General features: G+C 57.7%; 27 protein-coding genes. 6 read left to right on the forward strand and 21 right to left on the reverse strand.

Annotated features, from left to right (window positions below):
* Positions 1-22 precede the first annotated feature (22 nt).
* Together ACWPM9_RS12425 and ACWPM9_RS12430 are read left to right on the forward strand one after the other, a co-directional pair.
* Positions 23-1,159, forward strand: coding sequence for a TauD/TfdA family dioxygenase (locus ACWPM9_RS12425; RefSeq protein WP_484755363.1), 1,137 nt, complete (start codon positions 23-25; stop codon positions 1,157-1,159).
* Complete coding sequence (locus ACWPM9_RS12430) at positions 1,156-1,920, forward strand: class II aldolase/adducin family protein (protein ID WP_428189131.1); 765 nt, start codon at positions 1,156-1,158, stop codon at positions 1,918-1,920. Before ACWPM9_RS12425 ends, ACWPM9_RS12430 begins: the two co-directional genes overlap by 4 nt.
* Before the next feature lie 97 nt (positions 1,921-2,017).
* On the opposite strand, the gene ilvD is transcribed toward ACWPM9_RS12430, so the two are convergent.
* Positions 2,018-3,853, reverse strand: coding sequence for a dihydroxy-acid dehydratase (gene ilvD, locus ACWPM9_RS12435; RefSeq protein WP_428189130.1), 1,836 nt, complete (start codon positions 3,851-3,853; stop codon positions 2,018-2,020).
* Between the two features lie 236 nt (positions 3,854-4,089).
* On the opposite strand from ilvD, the gene ACWPM9_RS12440 reads away from it, so the two are divergent.
* The 3 genes from ACWPM9_RS12440 to msrQ all read left to right on the forward strand — a co-directional run bounded on the left by ACWPM9_RS12440 (position 4,090) and on the right by msrQ (position 6,356).
* Positions 4,090-4,641: a thermonuclease family protein gene (locus tag ACWPM9_RS12440; protein WP_484755364.1), complete on the forward strand. Its 552-nt coding sequence runs from the start codon at positions 4,090-4,092 to the stop codon at positions 4,639-4,641.
* A 136-nt stretch (positions 4,642-4,777) separates the two neighbouring features.
* Positions 4,778-5,725, forward strand: a complete 948-nt coding sequence (msrP, locus tag ACWPM9_RS12445; protein ID WP_428189128.1) for a protein-methionine-sulfoxide reductase catalytic subunit MsrP — start codon at positions 4,778-4,780, stop codon at positions 5,723-5,725.
* A gap of 1 nt (position 5,726) precedes the next feature.
* Entirely contained in the window at positions 5,727-6,356 is a 630-nt protein-coding gene (gene msrQ / locus ACWPM9_RS12450) for a protein-methionine-sulfoxide reductase heme-binding subunit MsrQ (RefSeq protein WP_484755365.1), read from the forward strand.
* On the opposite strand, the gene ACWPM9_RS12455 is transcribed toward msrQ, so the two are convergent.
* On the reverse strand, positions 6,353-6,787 hold the full coding sequence (locus ACWPM9_RS12455; RefSeq protein WP_484755366.1) for a ribosomal maturation YjgA family protein: 435 nt from the start codon (positions 6,785-6,787) through the stop codon (positions 6,353-6,355). The genes msrQ and ACWPM9_RS12455 overlap by 4 nt on opposite strands.
* A gap of 55 nt (positions 6,788-6,842) precedes the next feature.
* Between ACWPM9_RS12455 and ACWPM9_RS12460 the strand changes: the two genes are divergently transcribed.
* Positions 6,843-7,715 (forward strand): DUF817 domain-containing protein, encoded by an 873-nt coding sequence (locus ACWPM9_RS12460; RefSeq protein ID WP_484755367.1) that lies wholly within the window; start codon positions 6,843-6,845, stop codon positions 7,713-7,715.
* Positions 7,716-7,854: 139 nt separating this feature from the next.
* Here ACWPM9_RS12460 and rplQ read toward each other — a convergent pair whose 3' ends face one another.
* The 19 genes from rplQ to rplP all read right to left on the reverse strand — a co-directional run bounded on the left by rplQ (position 7,855) and on the right by rplP (position 18,338).
* A complete protein-coding gene (gene rplQ / locus ACWPM9_RS12465) occupies positions 7,855-8,283 on the reverse strand; it encodes a 50S ribosomal protein L17 (RefSeq protein WP_428189124.1) in 429 nt (142 codons plus the stop codon).
* 127 nt (positions 8,284-8,410) lie between these two features.
* Entirely contained in the window at positions 8,411-9,421 is a 1,011-nt protein-coding gene (locus ACWPM9_RS12470) for a DNA-directed RNA polymerase subunit alpha (protein WP_428189123.1), read from the reverse strand.
* Between the two features lie 100 nt (positions 9,422-9,521).
* Positions 9,522-9,911: a 30S ribosomal protein S11 gene (gene rpsK, locus ACWPM9_RS12475; protein WP_015915761.1), complete on the reverse strand. Its 390-nt coding sequence runs from the start codon at positions 9,909-9,911 to the stop codon at positions 9,522-9,524.
* 135 nt (positions 9,912-10,046) lie between these two features.
* Complete coding sequence (gene rpsM, locus ACWPM9_RS12480; protein WP_428189122.1) at positions 10,047-10,415, reverse strand: 30S ribosomal protein S13; 369 nt, start codon at positions 10,413-10,415, stop codon at positions 10,047-10,049.
* Between the two features lie 231 nt (positions 10,416-10,646).
* Positions 10,647-11,297, reverse strand: a complete 651-nt coding sequence (locus ACWPM9_RS12485) for an adenylate kinase (RefSeq protein WP_428189121.1) — start codon at positions 11,295-11,297, stop codon at positions 10,647-10,649.
* Positions 11,294-12,634 (reverse strand): preprotein translocase subunit SecY, encoded by a 1,341-nt coding sequence (gene secY / locus ACWPM9_RS12490; protein ID WP_428189120.1) that lies wholly within the window; start codon positions 12,632-12,634, stop codon positions 11,294-11,296. Before secY ends, ACWPM9_RS12485 begins: the two co-directional genes overlap by 4 nt.
* A gap of 241 nt (positions 12,635-12,875) precedes the next feature.
* On the reverse strand, positions 12,876-13,355 hold the full coding sequence (gene rplO, locus ACWPM9_RS12495; protein ID WP_428189119.1) for a 50S ribosomal protein L15: 480 nt from the start codon (positions 13,353-13,355) through the stop codon (positions 12,876-12,878).
* 15 nt (positions 13,356-13,370) lie between these two features.
* On the reverse strand, positions 13,371-13,574 hold the full coding sequence (gene rpmD / locus ACWPM9_RS12500; RefSeq protein ID WP_428189118.1) for a 50S ribosomal protein L30: 204 nt from the start codon (positions 13,572-13,574) through the stop codon (positions 13,371-13,373).
* 14 nt (positions 13,575-13,588) lie between these two features.
* Positions 13,589-14,158 (reverse strand): 30S ribosomal protein S5, encoded by a 570-nt coding sequence (rpsE, locus tag ACWPM9_RS12505; RefSeq protein WP_428189117.1) that lies wholly within the window; start codon positions 14,156-14,158, stop codon positions 13,589-13,591.
* Positions 14,159-14,289: 131 nt separating this feature from the next.
* Positions 14,290-14,652, reverse strand: a complete 363-nt coding sequence (gene rplR / locus ACWPM9_RS12510; protein WP_428189116.1) for a 50S ribosomal protein L18 — start codon at positions 14,650-14,652, stop codon at positions 14,290-14,292.
* A gap of 12 nt (positions 14,653-14,664) precedes the next feature.
* Positions 14,665-15,198 carry a 50S ribosomal protein L6 gene (rplF, locus tag ACWPM9_RS12515; RefSeq protein WP_484755368.1) on the reverse strand — a complete coding sequence of 178 codons (534 nt, stop codon included), beginning with the start codon at positions 15,196-15,198 and terminating at the stop codon, positions 14,665-14,667.
* Between the two features lie 44 nt (positions 15,199-15,242).
* Positions 15,243-15,641, reverse strand: coding sequence for a 30S ribosomal protein S8 (gene rpsH / locus ACWPM9_RS12520; protein WP_428189114.1), 399 nt, complete (start codon positions 15,639-15,641; stop codon positions 15,243-15,245).
* 12 nt (positions 15,642-15,653) lie between these two features.
* Entirely contained in the window at positions 15,654-15,959 is a 306-nt protein-coding gene (rpsN, locus tag ACWPM9_RS12525) for a 30S ribosomal protein S14 (RefSeq protein WP_428189113.1), read from the reverse strand.
* 32 nt (positions 15,960-15,991) lie between these two features.
* A complete protein-coding gene (rplE, locus tag ACWPM9_RS12530; RefSeq protein ID WP_428189112.1) occupies positions 15,992-16,549 on the reverse strand; it encodes a 50S ribosomal protein L5 in 558 nt (185 codons plus the stop codon).
* On the reverse strand, positions 16,542-16,850 hold the full coding sequence (gene rplX, locus ACWPM9_RS12535; RefSeq protein ID WP_484755369.1) for a 50S ribosomal protein L24: 309 nt from the start codon (positions 16,848-16,850) through the stop codon (positions 16,542-16,544). The genes rplE and rplX overlap by 8 nt, the downstream gene beginning before the upstream one ends.
* A 13-nt stretch (positions 16,851-16,863) precedes the next feature.
* Positions 16,864-17,232 carry a 50S ribosomal protein L14 gene (gene rplN, locus ACWPM9_RS12540; protein ID WP_428189110.1) on the reverse strand — a complete coding sequence of 123 codons (369 nt, stop codon included), beginning with the start codon at positions 17,230-17,232 and terminating at the stop codon, positions 16,864-16,866.
* 229 nt (positions 17,233-17,461) lie between these two features.
* Complete coding sequence (rpsQ, locus tag ACWPM9_RS12545; RefSeq protein ID WP_428189109.1) at positions 17,462-17,698, reverse strand: 30S ribosomal protein S17; 237 nt, start codon at positions 17,696-17,698, stop codon at positions 17,462-17,464.
* 14 nt (positions 17,699-17,712) lie between these two features.
* A complete protein-coding gene (gene rpmC / locus ACWPM9_RS12550; protein WP_428189108.1) occupies positions 17,713-17,913 on the reverse strand; it encodes a 50S ribosomal protein L29 in 201 nt (66 codons plus the stop codon).
* Positions 17,914-17,924: 11 nt separating this feature from the next.
* The gene (rplP, locus tag ACWPM9_RS12555; RefSeq protein WP_428189107.1) at positions 17,925-18,338 is read right to left on the reverse strand and encodes a 50S ribosomal protein L16; all 414 of its coding nucleotides are present in this window, start codon (positions 18,336-18,338) and stop codon (positions 17,925-17,927) included.
* Positions 18,339-18,370 lie beyond the last annotated feature (32 nt).

Raw genomic sequence — 18,370 nt, forward strand, 5'->3', positions numbered from 1 at the left:
CCGCACAACTCAAGGAATTTCCATGAATATCCACGTCGCGACCGACACTGTCACGATCGGCGAAAAAGGCCTGCATGTTGATCTGCCCAATGGCCGGAACTGCTATTTTAATTATTATTGGCTGCGGGACAATTGCCCGACATCTTTCGACAGTACGACCCGTGAACGCCAGTTCGATATCTTCCATCTGAGCGAGGCACCACGCCCGCAACTCGCATTTGTCGACGGTGACAGGCTGGTGGTCTCATGGGAACATGAAGATCACACCTCGCACTTTCCAATGTCGATGCTGACACAATATGCCGATGGCAAACGCCGGGCTGACCCAGCCGACCTGCCACGCCGTGCCTGGTTCAGCGACAATTACGCGTCTATCCCGCGTTTCTCTCAAGCCGAGCTGAAAGAGGATCCCGCCAAGGTGGCAAAGTGGATCAAGGCGATGATTGTGGACGGACTGACGATCGTCACAGATATGCCAAACAGCAAGGAAGGCTTGACCGAAACCGTCGAGCTGATGGGGCATGTTCGCCCGACCTTCTTTGGCGATTATTTCGAGGTCTACACGCATATCAATCCGACCAATACCGCCTACACAGCCAAGGCACTGGAACTGCATACGGACACACCGGCTGAAGAATTTGCACCGGGCATTCAGTTCCTGCATTGCACGGCCAATAGCGTGGATGGCGGCTTGAGCATCTATTCAGACGGCGTCGCGGTCGCCAATGATTTTCGCAAGCTCGACCCTGAAGGCTTCCGTCTTCTGTCCGAAATCGATGTGCCGTTCTTCTGCGAACATGACAACTACGACATGCGCTCGCGCCAACGGGTGATCGAACTCGACCAGCATGGCGAAGTATCGGGCCTGACCATCAGCCAGCACATGCTCGATATTTTCGACCTGCCTCAGCACGTGCTCGACGACTATTACCCGGCATTCTGCCGCTTCGGCAAAATGCTGCAGGATGACAAATACATGATGCGCTTCCTGATGAAGGCCGGCGAATGCATGGTATTCGACAATCACCGTATCGTGCATGGACGTCTCGCCTATTCGGCCACCAGCGGCGAGCGCTTCTTGCGTGGGACCTATACCGATCGTTCGGAAATGCGGTCGACCTATCGGGCGCTCACCAGCCAGGGGCGGTTCAAGGCATGACTGTCACCGCTTTGAGACACGAACAGTTGGAAGCCGAGGCAAGCCTCGCCTTGCGTCAGGATCTGGCAGCTGCTTTCCGGCTCTGTCACCGGTTTGGCTGGAGCGAGTCGGTGGGGAACCACTTCAGTGCTGCCGTCTCTGCGAATGGTCGCCAGTTTCTGCTCAATCCGCGCTGGCAGCACTTTTCAACCATCTGCGCGTCCGATCTCTTGCTGCTTGATGCAGACGATCCGGACGTGATGTCGGGTCCCAACGCGCCGGACGCCTCGGCCTGGGCCATCCACGGCACCATGCACCGGATGCTGCCGGAAGCGCGGGTGATCCTGCACTGCCACTCGCCTTATGCTGTGGCGCTCTCCTGCCTCAAAGACCCTACTCTTTTGCCGCTCGACAACAATACCGCGCGGTTCTTCGGGCGGATCGGTTACGACCTTTCCTTTGGCGGAATTGCCGACGCGGAAGAGGAAGGCATTCGCCTTGCCGAGATGATCAAGGGCAAGTCAGCTCTTGTGATGGGCAATCATGGCGTATCGATTGCCAGCGACACCGTGGCTGATGCGTTTGAGGATCTCTATTTCTTCGAAAAGGCCGCGCAAACCATGGTCCTTGCGCTTTCAACCGGAAAGCCACTCGCCGTGTTATCCGACGAGATCGCTCAGGCCACAGCCGACGGGTGGACACCCTATCGCGGCATGGCGCAGAAGCACTTCGACCACCTGAAAACGACGCTCGACCGCGACGACCCGAGTTGGCGAGACTGAGTGCAGTCGGCCCCCTCCACACGGGTGGTTGAACGAAAAAGACCCCGCCGATCATGGTCGGCGGGGTCCTTTGTGACTTGGCTATGGGCCAACCCGTTTATTCCGGAAGGATGCGCACAGCGCCCTTGTCGGCGGACGATGCAAAGGCGGCATAGGCCTTGAGCGCCGTCGTCACATTGCGCTTGCGGGGTGCAGACGGCTTCCAGCCGAGCGCATCCTGTTCATGGCGACGGGCAGCCATTTCGGCGTCATCGATGGCCAGATGGATCGTGCGGTTGGGAATGTCGATCTCGATCGTGTCACCGTTCTTGACCAGACCGATTGCGCCGCCCTGCGCTGCTTCCGGAGAGGCATGGCCGATGGACAGACCCGAAGTGCCGCCGGAAAAGCGACCATCGGTGATCAGGGCGCAGGCTTTACCGAGACCCTTCGACTTCAGATAGCTGGTCGGATAGAGCATTTCCTGCATGCCCGGACCACCCTTTGGCCCTTCGTAGCGAATGACGACGACATCGCCGGCGGCAACCTCATTGGACAGGATACCCTTTACGGCTGCGTCCTGGCTTTCATAGACGACGGCAGAACCGGTGAATTTCAGGATCGATTCATCGACGCCCGCCGTCTTCACGATGCAGCCATCCAGCGCGATGTTGCCGTAGAGCACGGCCAGCCCACCATCCTTGGAGAAGGGCTTCTCTACCGAGCGGATAACGCCCTTGTCGGTATCGGTATCGAGTTCGTCCCAGCGCGAAGACTGCGAGAATGCGACCTGGGTCGGAACGCCACCGGGTGCGGCCTTGAAGAATTCACGGACCGTTTCGGAATTGGTACGTGTGATGTCCCAACGGTCGATCGCATCGCCGAGTGTTGCGGCATGGACAGTCGGGCAATCGCGGTGGATCAGGCCACCACGTTCGAGTTCGCCCAGGATACGCATGATACCGCCGGCACGGTGAACGTCTTCCATGTGCACATCCTGCTTGGCAGGCGCGACCTTGGAAAGGCACGGAACCCGACGCGACAGCTTGTCGATGTCTTCCATGGTGAAGTCGACGCCGCCCTCATGGGCCGCTGCCAGAATGTGCAGCACTGTGTTTGTCGATCCGCCCATGGCGATGTCGAGGGACATGGCATTCTCGAAGGCCTGCTTGGAGGCCACGGAGCGAGGCAGAACGCTTTCGTCATCCTGCTCATAGTAACGACGGGCAATATCAACGATCAGATGGCCGGCCTCGACGAAGAGGCGCTTGCGGTCCGAATGGGTCGCCAATGTCGAGCCGTTGCCGGGCAACGACAGGCCGAGCGCTTCCGTCAAACAGTTCATCGAGTTGGCGGTGAACATGCCCGAGCAGGAGCCGCAGGTGGGGCATGCCGAACGCTCGATGGTCGCGACATCCTCATCCGACATCTTGTCGTCGGCGGCCGCCACCATTGCATCCACGAGGTCGAGGGCGACGGTGCGACCCTGAAGCGTAGCCTTGCCGGCTTCCATCGGGCCACCGGAGACAAATACGGCCGGAATGTTCAGGCGCATGGCAGCGTTCAGCATGCCGGGCGTGATCTTGTCGCAGTTTGAAATACAGACCATGGCATCGGCGCAGTGGGCGTTGACCATGTATTCGACCGAGTCGGCGATGATTTCGCGCGACGGCAGCGAGTAGAGCATGCCGTCATGGCCCATGGCGATGCCGTCATCGACCGCAATCGTGTTGAATTCCTTGGCGACGCCACCGGCAGCTTCGATTTCGCGGGCGACGAGCTGGCCCAGATCCTTCAGATGCACGTGGCCTGGAACGAACTGCGTGAAAGAGTTGACCACGGCAATGATAGGCTTGCCAAAATCGCCATCCTTCATGCCCGTCGCGCGCCAGAGGCCGCGGGCGCCGGCCATGTTACGGCCGTGGGTCGTGGTTCTCGAACGATAAGCTGGCATAGGTGTTACCTCGATATTCGTGTTCTCATTGGCGGAGGCGGCGCATCACCTCGAATGAAGCTAAACGGCCTGCGAAACTCCCGCATTAACCCCGTATTTAAAGCAATCACCTGCAACTGTCACCGTCAGGTGGCTGCAAAACGGTACGGTTGCCCGGCCGGCACGGCCTCACTCGTAAGCTTGCGTTAAGGCCCCTGCCCTAGTTTCTCGCGCGTGATGGAAGGCGGGAGACGGCGATGGCGGGATGCAGGCGCAGCGAAAAAGGCTCTCGGCCTTTTGCAATCGTTGGCAACAGGCTCCATGCGAACACGCTGCCGATCCTGATCGCCATTATTGCCGTCGCGATCGGCACCTATGCTGCCGATCTGTTTGATCAGACGGCTCTCTTCGTTCAACCTTCCGCCCTCACCAAGGAGGACGCCGCTCCTGACATGTACCGGGCATCCTTCAGCCTATGCGGTAGTGCCAAGCGCATCAATTGCGTGGTGGATGGCGACACCTTCTGGATGAATGGCGAAAAGATCCGCATTGCCGATATCGACACACCCGAACTGTCGCCGCCGCGCTGTGCGCGTGAAAAGGCCCTCGGTCTTCAGGCCAAGCAGGAACTGCAAAACCTTTTGAATGCCGGCAGCTTCGAGCTTGCAGGCTGGGGCTCGTCTGACCGGGACCGTTATGGTCGCAAGCTGCGCACTGTGACGCGTAACGGCCAGTCTATTGGCAAGGCGTTGATCGCCAAGGGACTTGCACGACCATGGGAGGGATCGCGCCGCAGCTGGTGCGGATGAGCACGCCTTGCGCCGCCACCTGATGCTCACGAAAACGTTCCCGGCATTTTTTTACGAGACAGTGTGAAACCATATGGGTTTGACTTACGTAACTACTATGAGAACGGAACTACACCGCTATTGATCGGAGGCTTCCATGCCCAGCTATCGTCCGCCGAGAATTCCATCATCCGAGATCACGTCGCATTCCGCCTATATCAACCGGCGCAGCTTCATGGCAGCTGCTGCAGGCGGCATGGCTCTGGCCGCCGCACCGAGCGCGCTTGCCGCGGCGCTTGCGGCGAAAGAGACAGATTACAAGGTGAACGAGAAGATCACCCTCAAGGAAGACGCGCTCTCCTACAACAACTTTTATGAATTCGGGACCGGCAAGTCCGATCCGTCGCAGAATTCCGGCGACTTCAAGCCGCAGCCCTGGCGGCTGGAAGTGGGTGGGCTGGTCAACAAGCCGACCATTTTCGGTATCGACGATCTGATCTCCGCCATTCCGCAGGAAGAACGCATCTACCGCATGCGCTGCGTGGAAGCCTGGTCGATGGTGATCCCGTGGATCGGCTTTCCGATTTCAGCGCTGCTGGACAAGGTCGAACCGCTCGGCAGCGCCAAATATGTGGCCTTCGAGACCGTCGTCCGGCCGGAACAGATGCCGGGCCAACGCGGACTCTTCCAGCCCATGAACTGGCCCTATGTCGAGGGACTGCGCCTCGATGAGGCCCGCCATCCGCTGGCCATTTTGGCGACCGGCCTCTACGGCGAGACCCTGCCCAACCAGTCCGGCGCGCCGATCCGTCTTGTGGTGCCGTGGAAATATGGTTTCAAGGGCATCAAGTCGATCGTCAAGATCACCCTCACCGACAAGCAGCCACCAAACTCGTGGAACCAGTTGGCACCCAACGAATACGGATTCTATGCCAATGTGAACCCCGAGGTCGACCATCCCCGCTGGAGCCAGGCGACCGAACGGCGCATCGGCGAGGCGCAGGGTCTGTTTGGCGGCGCCCGCATGAATACACTGATGTTCAACGGCTATGGTGACGAGGTTGCAAGCCTTTATGCCGGCATGGACCTCAGAAAGAACTTCTGAGATGGGCTTTTCCCTTTCCACCAGACAGCGTTCGGCGGCAATCTGGGCGCTCTATGCGTTCGGTCTGCTGCCGGGGTTATGGACGTTCTACCTGGGCGTCACGGCGCAGCTCGGCGCCGATCCCGTGCGCACCTTCGAGCATTCCCTTGGGCTTTGGGCGTTGCGGTTCATCTGTCTGACGCTGGTGGTCACGCCTGTTCGGGACCTGTTCAAGATCAACCTGTTGCCATACAGGCGTGCATTGGGCCTTTTGGCCTTCTGGTATGTCCTGGCCCATTTCACCGTCTACCTGACGCTTGATCGCGGTTTGATCTTCTCGTCCATCCTGGGCGACATGACCAAGCGGCCCTATATCATCATCGGTATGGCCTGCCTGATCATGCTGATTCCGCTGGCGATCACCTCCAACCGCTGGTCGATCCGCAGACTGGGTACCCGCTGGGCGAAGCTGCACAAGCTGATCTATCCCATCGCAGCCGGTGCGGCATTACACTACGCCCTGTCGCTGAAATCCGTGACGCTGGAGCCCGCCACCTATATCGGCATCGTGATCGTGTTGCTGGCCTATCGTCTCTTCAGGACAAAGATCGTGGAATGGCGACGTGCCCGGCGGATGGCCGTTGCCCATTAGGGCCTGGTCCCCAGACGCCATGCCAGCAGCCGAGTTTCGACGACGGCTGCGACGATGATGCCAAGGCTGTAAGCCAGTATGTTGCCCCACGAAAAGATCCGTCCAAGCAGCAGGGCGCCGGCAAACGTCAATCGGAAAGAATCGAGCCACGGCGTGTGATAGAGGCGACTGAATTCTGTCAGTGCGGCAACGACGAACGCCAGCGCCGCAACACGCCAGATCGACTGGCTTGGCAACAGCATTGCCAGAAGCCAGAACACCATCATTCCCCAGAGCAGTGAACCGCCATACTTCACGAAGAAATACGGCAGGCCGATCTCATATCCGGTCAACCGCAACACCAGCCCGCATGCGACGATTGTCAGCGAAATCGCGAAGCGACGGATGCGAAGCGGAAGGTTTCCCGGAAGTGTTGCCTTGATTTTGTCCATGACGCCTTAGTAGTTAGCTCTCGTGAAAAGACAACCGCGCGGAAGTGGAGAGACGATGACGACGGTGACTGAGGGGCGCGACAACCTGTTGCAGAGCTTCGATCGGCGGTTGATCGACAATCCCCCTGCTCCGGCGCTGCGCGGCCTGTCCCGGTTCGTTGTCGAGTTCCTGTTTTTCGGGATCAAGGAGGCACGCGCCTGCCTGTTTGCCGGCCTGTTCTTTGTGTCCATCTTCATCGTCCCGCGCCAGGGGGTGTTCGGCATTCCCCGCTATGACGTGCTGCTGATTATAGCCTTGTCGATCCAGATCTGGATGGTCTGGACCAAGCTCGAGACAATGGACGAGTTGAAGGCGATCTGCCTGTTTCACCTCGTCGGCTTCGCTCTGGAAGTATTCAAGACATCCGGCAGCATCCAGTCGTGGTCCTATCCGGACTTCGCCTATACAAAACTCTTCGGCGTGCCTTTGTTTTCCGGCTTCATGTATGCCGCTGTCGGCAGCTACATCATTCAGGCCTGGCGATTGCTGGATGTCCGCATCCGCCATCACCCTTCCTACTGGATGGCGACGGGTGTGGCGCTTGCGATCTACCTGAATTTCTTCACCCATCACTATATCGGCGACTATCGCTGGTATGTGGCAGCGCTGGCCATCGGGCTTTACGCGCGCACCACCGTGATCTTCCGCCCCTTCGACCGGGACCGGCAGATGCCGATGCTCTTGTCATTCGTGCTGATCGGCTTCTTTATCTGGCTCGCCGAAAACATATCGACCTTTTTCGCCATCTGGCACTATCCAAACCAACTCGGCGCCTGGTCGACCGTACACCTGGGCAAATGGAGTTCGTGGACGCTCCTGGTGATCATGACCTTCACCATCGTCGCTTCGTTGAAGCATATCAGGGCAACGATCCACATCCCGAAGTGAGCGCCCCCGCTCCTTGCCGGACGTTCCGATATCTCCGCGCACAGGCACTCTCGGGGTCGATTGCATCACACGCAGAAAAGGCCGGACGATCGCTCGTCCGGCCTTTCTCATTTCGCTCCCGAAGCAAACGAAAACTGAATTATGCAGCTTCTGCTTCAGCGTCAGCTTCTGCAGCAACGCGAGCCTTGTCGGCTGCGCCCTTGGCATCGACGTCGCGTTCAACGAATTCGATGACTGCGAGCGGTGCATTGTCGCCCTGACGGAAGCCGGCCTTCATGATGCGAAGGTAGCCGCCATTGCGGTTTGCATAACGGGTCGCGATCGCATCAAAGAGCTTACGGACTGCGTCCTGATCCTTGATCTGCGAAACGGCCTGACGGCGAGCGTGAAGGTCGCCGCGCTTACCGAGGGTCACCAGCTTCTCGACGATCGGGCGAATTTCCTTCGCCTTTGGAAGCGTCGTGACGATCTGCTCATGGGTGATGAGCGAAGCGGCCATGTTGGCGAACATCGCCTTACGGTGGCTGGCGGTACGGTTCAGCTTGCGGCCGGAATTCTGGTGGCGCATTGCTATTCTCCTTTAGTGCAGGTCTGCCGCTTCGCACTTCGAGCGGCCCTGCCGTTTCCTGACACATACAGGCATCAGCCTGCAGTTTGACTGGAAAAGGCAGAGGTAAACCTGCCTTTTTTGACGCTTAGTACTGGTCTTCGTAACGCTTGGCCAGATCTTCGATGTTTTCTGGCGGCCATGCCGGCACTTCCATGCCGAGATGCAGGCCCATAGATGCCAGAACTTCCTTGATCTCGTTGAGCGACTTGCGACCGAAGTTCGGTGTTCGCAGCATTTCTGCCTCGGTTTTCTGGATCAGATCACCGATGTAGACGATGTTATCGTTCTTCAGGCAGTTTGCAGAGCGAACCGAAAGTTCGAGTTCGTCGACCTTCTTGAGCAGAGCCGGGTTGAAGGCGAGTTCGGTAACGGACTCTTCTTCGACTTCCTTCTGCGGCTCGTCGAAGTTGACGAATACACCGAGCTGGTCCTGCAGGATGCGGGCAGCAAATGCGACCGCGTCCTCGCCGGTGATGGAGCCATCGGTTTCGATGGTCATCAGCAGCTTGTCATAGTCGAGAACCTGGCCCTCACGGGTGTTTTCGACCTTGTAGGACACCTTCTTGACCGGCGAGTAGAGGCTGTCGACCGGAATAAGACCGATTGGAGCATCTTCTGCACGGTTACGGTCTGCAGGCACGTAGCCCTTACCGTTGTTGACGGTGAACTCCATACGGATCTCGGCGCCCTCATCGAGCGTGCAGATCACGTGATCGGGGTTCAGGATTTCAATATCGCCAACCGTCTGGATATCTCCAGCGGTGACAACACCTGGACCCTGCTTACGCACGACCATGCGCTTTGCATCGTCACCATCCATCTTGATGGCGATTTCCTTGATGTTGAGCACGATATCGGTCACGTCTTCCCGGACACCCGGGATGGACGAGAACTCGTGCAGAACACCGTCGATCTGAACAGCCGTTACAGCAGCACCGCGCAGCGACGACAAGAGAACGCGACGAAGCGCATTACCAAGCGTCAGACCGAATCCCCGTTCCAGCGGCTCGGCGACCAATGTGGCCTTCGTGCGGCTGGACGAGCTGAACTCGACCTTGTTCGGCTTGATCAGTTCCTGCCAATTCTTCTGAATCATGTTTTAACCTTCCGTTCGTCACCACCATCCACTCGTGGTGACCGAGCATGAAAAGCACCGGAAGGGCGACGCGCGCCCTCACCGGCAGGATGGGTGATGATCAGACGCGGCGCTTCTTGCGCGGACGGCAACCATTGTGCGGGATCGGCGTAACGTCGCGGATCGAAGTGATCATGAAACCGGCAGCCTGCAGAGCGCGAAGTGCAGATTCACGGCCAGAACCCGGACCGCAAACTTCCACTTCAAGCGACTTCATGCCATGTTCCTGAGCCTTCTTGGCGCAGTCTTCAGCAGCGATCTGAGCGGCAAATGGCGTCGACTTACGCGAGCCCTTGAAACCCTTGGCACCGGCAGACGACCAGGCAATAGCATTGCCCTGTGCGTCGGTGATGGTGATCATCGTGTTGTTGAATGTCGAGTTTACGTGAGCAACGCCCGACGAGATATTTTTGCGTTCGCGACGGCGTACGCGTGTGGCTTCCTTGGCCATAACTTCCCTTTCATTGATCTTAGCACCGCCGTAGTTCCAGCGGCTACACCTGGAAAAGACCTAAAACACAGCCCTTTGCCAAACTCAAGAAGGCCGGCACTGCTGCGCCAGCCCTCACCCCGGAATGTCCGGAAATTACTTCTTCTTACCAGCAATCGCCTTTGCCGGACCCTTGCGGGTGCGGGCATTGGTGTGCGTGCGCTGGCCGCGAACCGGAAGGCCGCGACGGTGACGCAGACCGCGGTAGCAGCCCAGGTCCATCAGACGCTTGATGTTCATCGCGGTTTCGCGACGAAGATCACCCTCGACGCGGTAATCGCGGTCGATGGTTTCGCGGATTGCCAGGACTTCAGAGTCCGTCAGCTGATGAACGCGCTTGTCAGCAGGGAGACCAGTCTTCTCCATGATTTCCTGCGCGAATTTCGATCCGATCCCGTGAATATAGGTCAGCGCGATAACAACGCGCTTCGCAGTCGGGATGTTGACGCCAGCGATACGTGCCACGCCTATTCTCCTTACGTTCCAGTTGCCATCCGGCAAGTGGTGTCTCGTTACACGGCCCGACGGGCCGCAATTACAAATCGGGTTCTCAACAGGTCAAAACGATCGAACCCGGTCTCCCCCGGTGGGAAGAACGCGCCGATCGCTCAAATGTCGCGAGTTGGCGCGCTATTTAGCGGAATCAGCAGCCAAAGGCAACCGGTCCCGGAAAGAATCTTTTGAGCCCGACCGGGCTCAAACCTTCGCTAAGATTGCCTCGACGGACGTTGTTACCGCATCCATTTCAGCCATACCGTCAACCGTCTTCAACTTACCCTTGGCCCAGTAATAGCCAATCAGCGGAGAGGTTTCCTTGTAGTAAACCTCCAGACGGTGGGCCATGGTTTCGGCATTGTCATCGGGACGACGCTTGAATTCCGTCGAGCCGCACTTGTCGCACACACCCTCTTTCGACGGTTTGTGGTCTGAGTCGTGGTAGACACTGCCACACTTGGCGCAGGAATAACGACCCGACACACGGCGAATCAGTTCCTTGTCGTCCACACGAAGCTCGATGACGACAGACAGATCGAGGCCCTTGTCGGAGAGCATCTTTTCCGTCGCATCGGCCTGTACCAGCGTGCGCGGGAAACCATCCAGAATGAAACCATTGGCGCAATCGGGTTGGTCAATACGCTCTGAAACGATGGCGATGACAATGTCATCAGAGACGAGCTTGCCGGCATCCATGACAGCCTTGGCACGCTTGCCAACATCGGTCTCGGCGGCCACAGCAGCGCGCAACATATCCCCGGTCGAGAGCTGCGGAATACCGTGCTTCTCGACAATCCGCTGGGCCTGGGTTCCCTTACCCGCGCCCGGCGGCCCCAAAAGAATCAGTCTCATCGTCCCCTCTTTCCTCCACGCAATTTCGACTTCTTGATCAGCCCCTCATACTGTTGAGCAATGAGGTGACCCTGGATCTGTGCAACCGTATCAAGGGTTACGCTGACAACAATCAAAAGAGAAGTACCACCAAGGGCTAATGGCACTCCCGTACGCGCCACGAGAATTTCAGGCAGAATGCAGACGAATACGAGATAGATGGCACCAACAAGGGTGATGCGCGTCAGCACGTAGTCGATATATTCAGCGGTGCGTTCGCCCGGACGGATGCCCGGAATGAAGCCGCCATGCTTCTTCAGATTGTCAGCAGTGTCCTTCGGATTGAAGACGATCGCCGTGTAGAAGAAGGCAAAGAAGGCAATCAACGCACCATAGAGCACCATGTAGAGCGGCTGGCCGTGGCCAAGCGCTGCAATGATGGTTGTCGCCCAGGATGGCAGTGTGGTGCTACCTGTGAAGCCCGCAGCCGTTGCCGGCAACAGCAGAAGCGAGGATGCGAAAATCGCAGGGATAACGCCCGAAGTGTTCAGCTTCAGCGGCAGGTGCGACGTATCGCCCTGGAACATGCGGTTGCCCACTTGTCGCTTCGGATACTGGATCAACAGCCGTCGCTGAGCTCGCTCGACGAAGACGATCAGCGCAATAACACCAATGGCAACGATGAGGACGGTCAGAATCAGTGGCGTCGACAAGGCACCCGTGCGACCGAGTTCCAGCGTACCGGCCAGTGCGGTTGGCAGACCGGCGGCGATACCGGAGAAGATGATCAGCGAGATACCGTTACCGATGCCGCGCGAGGTGATCTGCTCACCGAGCCACATCAGGAACATGGTGCCGCCGACGAGCGTCACAACCGTCGAGATGCGGAAGAACCAGCCTGGATCGTTGACAATGCCGTTGCCGCTTTCGAGGCCGACTGCAATGCCATAGGCCTGCAGGGTGCCGAGCAGCACGGTGCCATACCGTGTATACTGGTTGATGATCTTGCGGCCCTGCTCGCCCTCTTTCTTGAGGTTTTCCAGCGATGGAACCACGGAGGTCATCAGCTGGACGATAATCGAGGCCGAAATATAAGGCATGATGCCGAGCGCGAAGATCGCCATGCGCGCTACAGCGCCGCCCGCAAACATGTTGAAGAGACCGAGGATACCGCCGGACTGGCCGCGGAACGCGGCAGCATAGGCTTCTGGGTTGAGACCCGGAAGCGGAATGTGAGTACCAAGCCGGTAGACAAGAAGGGCAGCCAGGGTGAACCACAAACGCTTCTTCAGATCTGTCGCTTTCGCGAAGGTCGAGAAGTTCAGGTTCGAAGCCAGTTGTTCCGCTGCAGACGCCATGCAATTCTCCGCGTAACCAATTCCGGTAGCGCCTGTATTCGGCAGGCCGGACATCGTATTCAAATTTTCTTCGAAAAACCGGGCGCGGGAAAGCCGCAATAAAGCGGCATGTTGCCTCACCCTTGTTTTCCAGAATCTCCCGGAAGACGAAACGCGTCATTCCGTCTGTTGGAATGTGAGGCTCACATATGGGAGAAAAATCGCCCGGTGTGAAGCACCCCGGGCGAAATCTTGACAAAGTTTACTCGGACGCCTCAGCAGCAACCACAAGCAGCTTGATTGTGCTGCCGGCCTTTTCGATCTTTTCGACCGCAGCCTTGGATGCACCAGCAACTTCGATCGTGACCTTAGCCGTCAGTTCGCCGTCAGAGAGGACGCGAACGCCATCCTTTTCGCGACGGATGACGCCAGCTGCCTTCAGAGCAGCCGAATCGATCGTCTTCTTGCCATCGAGCTTCTTGGCATCGATCGCGGCCTGAATACGACCGAGCGAAACGGTTGTGTAATCAGTCGAGAAGATGTTCTTGAAGCCGCGCTTAGGCAGACGACGGTAGATTGGCATCTGACCGCCTTCGAAGCCGTTGATGGCGACGCCTGAACGGGCCTTCTGACCCTTCACGCCGCGACCACCGGTCTTGCCCTTACCCGAACCGATACCGCGACCTACGCGGATACGATCCTTGGTAGCGCCTTCGTTGTCCTTGATCTCATTCAGTTTCATTTGCATATCCTCGTCTTACTTCTCGTCGACGACGCGTACGAGATGCTGGACAGACCGGATCATGCCGCGAACGGACGGAGTGTCTTCCAGGGTACGGACACGATGCATCTTGTTGAGGCCCAGGCCTACGAGCGTTGCACGCTGTACGGCCGGACGGCGAATGGGCGAACCGATCTGTTCGACCGTGATCGTCTTGTTTTCTACGGGCTTCTTAGCCATGACTCAAGCTCTCCTTACTCTTCGGAGGACACGCCAGCGGCGGTCCGGCGAGCCTGCAGCGTGGCATATTTCAGGCCGCGCTGAGCCGCAACGTCCTTCGGGTGCACCTGATGCTTCAGGGCGTCGAAAGTAGCGCGGATCATGTTGTAGGGGTTCGACGAACCGGTCGACTTTGCAACAACGTCGCTCATGCCAAGCGTTTCGAAGACGGCACGCATCGGGCCACCTGCAATGATACCGGTACCAGCCTTGGCGGAACGCAGCAGAACCTTGCCGGCGCCGTGGCGACCGTGAACATCATGATGCAGCGTACGACCGTCGCGCAGAGGCACGAAGATCAAGCCACGCTTTGCAGCTTCGGTTGCCTTGCGGATAGCTTCAGGCACTTCACGTGCCTTGCCGTGACCAAAGCCTACACGGCCCTTCTGGTCGCCGACGACGACGAGGGCTGCGAAGCCGAAGCGACGGCCGCCCTTAACAACTTTAGCGACGCGGTTGATGGCGACCAGCTTGTCGACAAACTCGCTATCGCGCTCATCACGGTTCTGGCGATCGTCGCGCGAACCACGCTTTTCCTGTGCCATTGTCCTTTTCCTTTTTCTTTTACGGGTGCAATCGGCAGATCACAAAAAAATTCGCCCTGCCCTATGGGCCTGCGAATAAGGATACCAGCATAAGCTGGAATACCGCCCGGTTGGCCCGGGCGGTAATTTCGTCAGAAGGTCAGACCACCTTCACGAGCTGCTTCGGCGAGAGCCTTGATGCGACCATGATAGATGAATGCGCCACGATCGAAGACAACTTCGGTGACACCGGCCTTGGAGGCGCGCTCGGCTACGAGCTTGCCCACTGCCGCTGCTGCTGCAACGTCGGCGCCGGTCTTCAAGTCCTTCTTCAGACCGCCGTCGAGAGTCGAGGCAGCCGCGAGGGTCTTGCCAGCGACATCGTCGATGATCTGAGCGTAGATGTTCTTCGAAGAGCGATGTACCGACAGACGCGGACGGCCATTGGCCACCGCCTTGATCTGACGTCGTACGCGGTTCGCACGACGAACAAGTGCTTCTTTTCTGCTTGCCATTTCGCGCGATCCTTACTTCTTCTTGCCTTCTTTGCGGATGATCCGCTCTTCGGCATACTTGACGCCCTTGCCCTTGTAAGGCTCGGGACCACGATATTCGCGGATCTCAGCAGCAACCTGGCCTACGACCTGCTTGTTGATGCCCGAGACGACGATTTCCGTCGGCTTGGGGCAAGCAAGGGTCACGCCCTGCGGCGGCTGATAGACAACGTCATGGCTGAAGCCGAGAGCCAGCTGCAGGTTCTGGCCCTGCATCGTGGCACGATAACCAACACCGTTGATCTCGAGCTTGCGCTCGTAGCCATCTTTCACGCCTGTGAAGATGTTTTCGATCATGGTGCGGGACATGCCCCACTTGGAGCGGGCGTCCTTGGACTGGTTGATCGGCTGAACGACAATAGCATTGTCTTCCAGCTTCAAGGAGACTTCGTCATTCGCGACGAAGAAGAGTTCACCCTTAGGACCCTTGGCAGTGACCTTCTGGCCATCGACGGAAGCCGTCACGCCTGCCGGAACCTGAACGGGCTTTTTACCGATACGAGACATAGTTCAATCCTGTCTGTTCGCTATGGAGTGCCTATGCTTCAGTCTTAGAAGACCGAGCAAAGAACCTCGCCACCAACGTTCTGTTCGCGAGCCTGGTGATCGGCCATCACACCCTTCGGAGTCGAAAGGATCGTAATGCCGAGGCCGTTCGCGACCTGCGGAATGGACTTAACCGAGACATAAACTCGGCGGCCCGGCTTAGACACACGGCCGATCTCACGGATCACCGATGCGCCTTCATAGTACTTCAGTTCAATTTCGAACTCGGCCTTGCCATTGTCGAACTGAACTTCGGAGTAACCGCGAATGTAGCCTTCCGACAGCAGTACATCGAGAACGCGAGCGCGCAGCTTGGAAGCTGGCGTCGATACCGAAGACTTGCGGCGTGCGGCGCCATTACGGATACGGGTGAGCATATCGCCCAACGGATCTGTCATCGTCATTTGCCCGTCTCCTTACCAGCTCGACTTAACAATGCCCGGCACCTTGCCGGTATTGCCCAGCTCGCGAAGCGCGATACGCGACATCCTGAGCTTGCGATAGAACGCGCGCGGACGACCTGTCACTTCGCAACGGTTGCGAATACGGGTCTTGGAGCCATCGCGCGGCAGTTCCGCCAACTTCAAGGTTGCCTTGAAACGCTCTTCGATCGAAAGAGACTGGTTCATGATAGTCGCCTTCAGGGCCGCACGCTTTGCGGCATCATTCGCGACGGTCTTGCGGCGGCGCTTGTTCTTTTCAACTGCGCTGACTTTCGCCATATTAAGATCCTCTTCTACGCTCGTCGTTACGGTTACGTGCGGAACGGGAAGTTGAACTCTTTCAGAAGAGCCCGTGCTTCGTCGTCCGTTGGTGCCGTCGTGCAAACGATGATATCCATGCCCCACATCTGATCAACCTTGTCGTAGTTGATCTCAGGGAACACAATGTGTTCCTTGATGCCCATGGCGAAGTTGCCACGGCCGTCAAAGCTCTTCGGGTTCAATCCCCGGAAGTCGCGAACGCGCGGGAGCGCGATATTGACCAGGCGGTCCATGAATTCATACATGCGCGCGCCACGAAGGGTAACCTTCGCGCCAATCGGCATGCCTTCACGAACCTTGAAGCCAGCAATCGAGTTGCGAGCATGGGTGACAATTGCCTTCTGACCGGCAATAGCCGCCAGGTCAGCTGCCGCAACTGCTGGCTTCTTCGAGTCAGCCGTTGCTTCACCAACACCCATGTTGATCACGATCTTGTCCAGCTTCGGGATCTGCATTTCGTTAGCGTAGGAGAACTGCTCCTGAAGCGCCTTGCGGATCCGGGACACGTATTCTGTCTTGAGCCGTGGCTCGTACTTTGCCTCAGCCATCGATCACTTCTCCCGAACGCTTGGCCACGCGCACTTTCTTGCCTTCGACAACCTTGAAACCAACGCGGGTTGGCTTGCCATCCTTATCGGCGACAGCAAGGTTGGAAAGATGCACAGAGGCCTCTTTGTTGATAATGCCGGCTTCCTGGGTCTGCGTCTGGCGCTGATGGCGCTTGACGACGTTGATGCCAGCTACGACGGCACGCTCTTCCTTGGGAATCACGCGGAGGACTTCGCCAGAGCGGCCTTTGTCCTTGCCAGTGAGAACGACGACCTTGTCGCCTTTACGAATTTTTTGCATCTCAATCGCTCCCTTACAGAACTTCCGGAGCCAGCGAGATAATCTTCATGTGGCTCTTGGCGCGAAGCTCGCGCGGAACCGGTCCGAAGATACGTGTGCCGATCGGCTCTTTTTTGTTGTCGATCAAAACGGCTGCATTGTTGTCGAAACGAATGACGCTGCCGTCGGCGCGACGAATGTCCTTAGCGGTACGCACGACAACCGCCTTCATTACGTCGCCCTTCTTCACGCGGCCCCGCGGAATGGCTTCCTTAACCGAAACGACAATGATGTCGCCGATGGAAGCATACTTACGCTTGGAACCGCCCAGCACCTTGATGCACATGACACGACGTGCGCCGGAATTATCCGCCACGTCGAGGTTAGTCTGCATCTGAATCATGTCAGGTCGCCTTCTAGTTGTGACCGAAACGGTTGGGCACATGGGCCCCCTATTCCGGCTTATGAAAATTCTAATCGTCGCGCGGGAGGATAATTGCCAAGGTGGTTTCCCTGATAGGGACCTTCCGTGCGCTCAAAGCAAAAGAACGCCCGTCGCCCGAGCGTTCCTGCACTGTGTGCTTCATACAGATTTCTGCGGCGGGCGCAAGGGCCTGCCGCAAAATTCCACATCAAGCCTGGGCGGAAACTACCGTCCAGCGCTTGTCCTTCGAGATCGGCGCACATTCTTCGATGAATACGGTATCGCCGGTCTTGTACTGGTTCGACTCGTCGTGTGCCTTGTACTTCTTGGAACGACGAACAGTCTTCTGAAGAAGGGGGTGAGCGAATCGGCGCTCGACCCGAACTACAACCGTCTTCTCGTTCTTGTCCGAAACGACGGTGCCCTGCAGAATGCGTTTAGGCATCTTTTTCTGGTCCTTTAGGCCTTGGCTTCAGCCGCCTTCTGGCGGGCAATGGTTTTCACGCGAGCGATATCCTTACGGACTTCGGTGACACGCGAGGACTTTTCAAGCTGGCCGGTAGCCTTTTGGAAGCGCAGGTTGAACTGCTCTTTCTTCAGCTTGGCAAGCTCGTCTTTCAACTGATCGGCGCTCATCGCGCGGACGTCTGCGGGTTTCATCGGCTTGATCCTTACTCTGCAATGCGCTGTACGAAGCGCGTCTTGACCGAGAGCTTGGCTGCACCGAGGCGCAGAGCCTCGCGGGCGATTTCTTCCGAAACGCCGTCGATCTCGAACATCATACGACCGGGATGGACGCGTGCTGCCCAGTAATCTACCGAGCCCTTACCCTTACCCATACGAACTTCGGTTGGCTTAGCCGTTACCGGAGTGTCTGGGAAGATACGGATCCACACGCGGCCAGCACGCTTCATGTAACGCGTAATGGCACGACGGGCAGCTTCGATCTCGCGGGCGTTGACGCGGTTCGGTTCCTGGGCCTTGAGGCCGAATTCACCGAACGCCAGTTCAACACCGCCCTTGGCGACACCCTTGATGCGGCCCTTAAATTGCTTGCGGTATTTAGTACGCTTTGGCTGCAACATTTTCTAATTCTCCGATTATCTTTCGCCAGCGC

The organism is Agrobacterium sp. H141 (assembly GCF_057158725.1).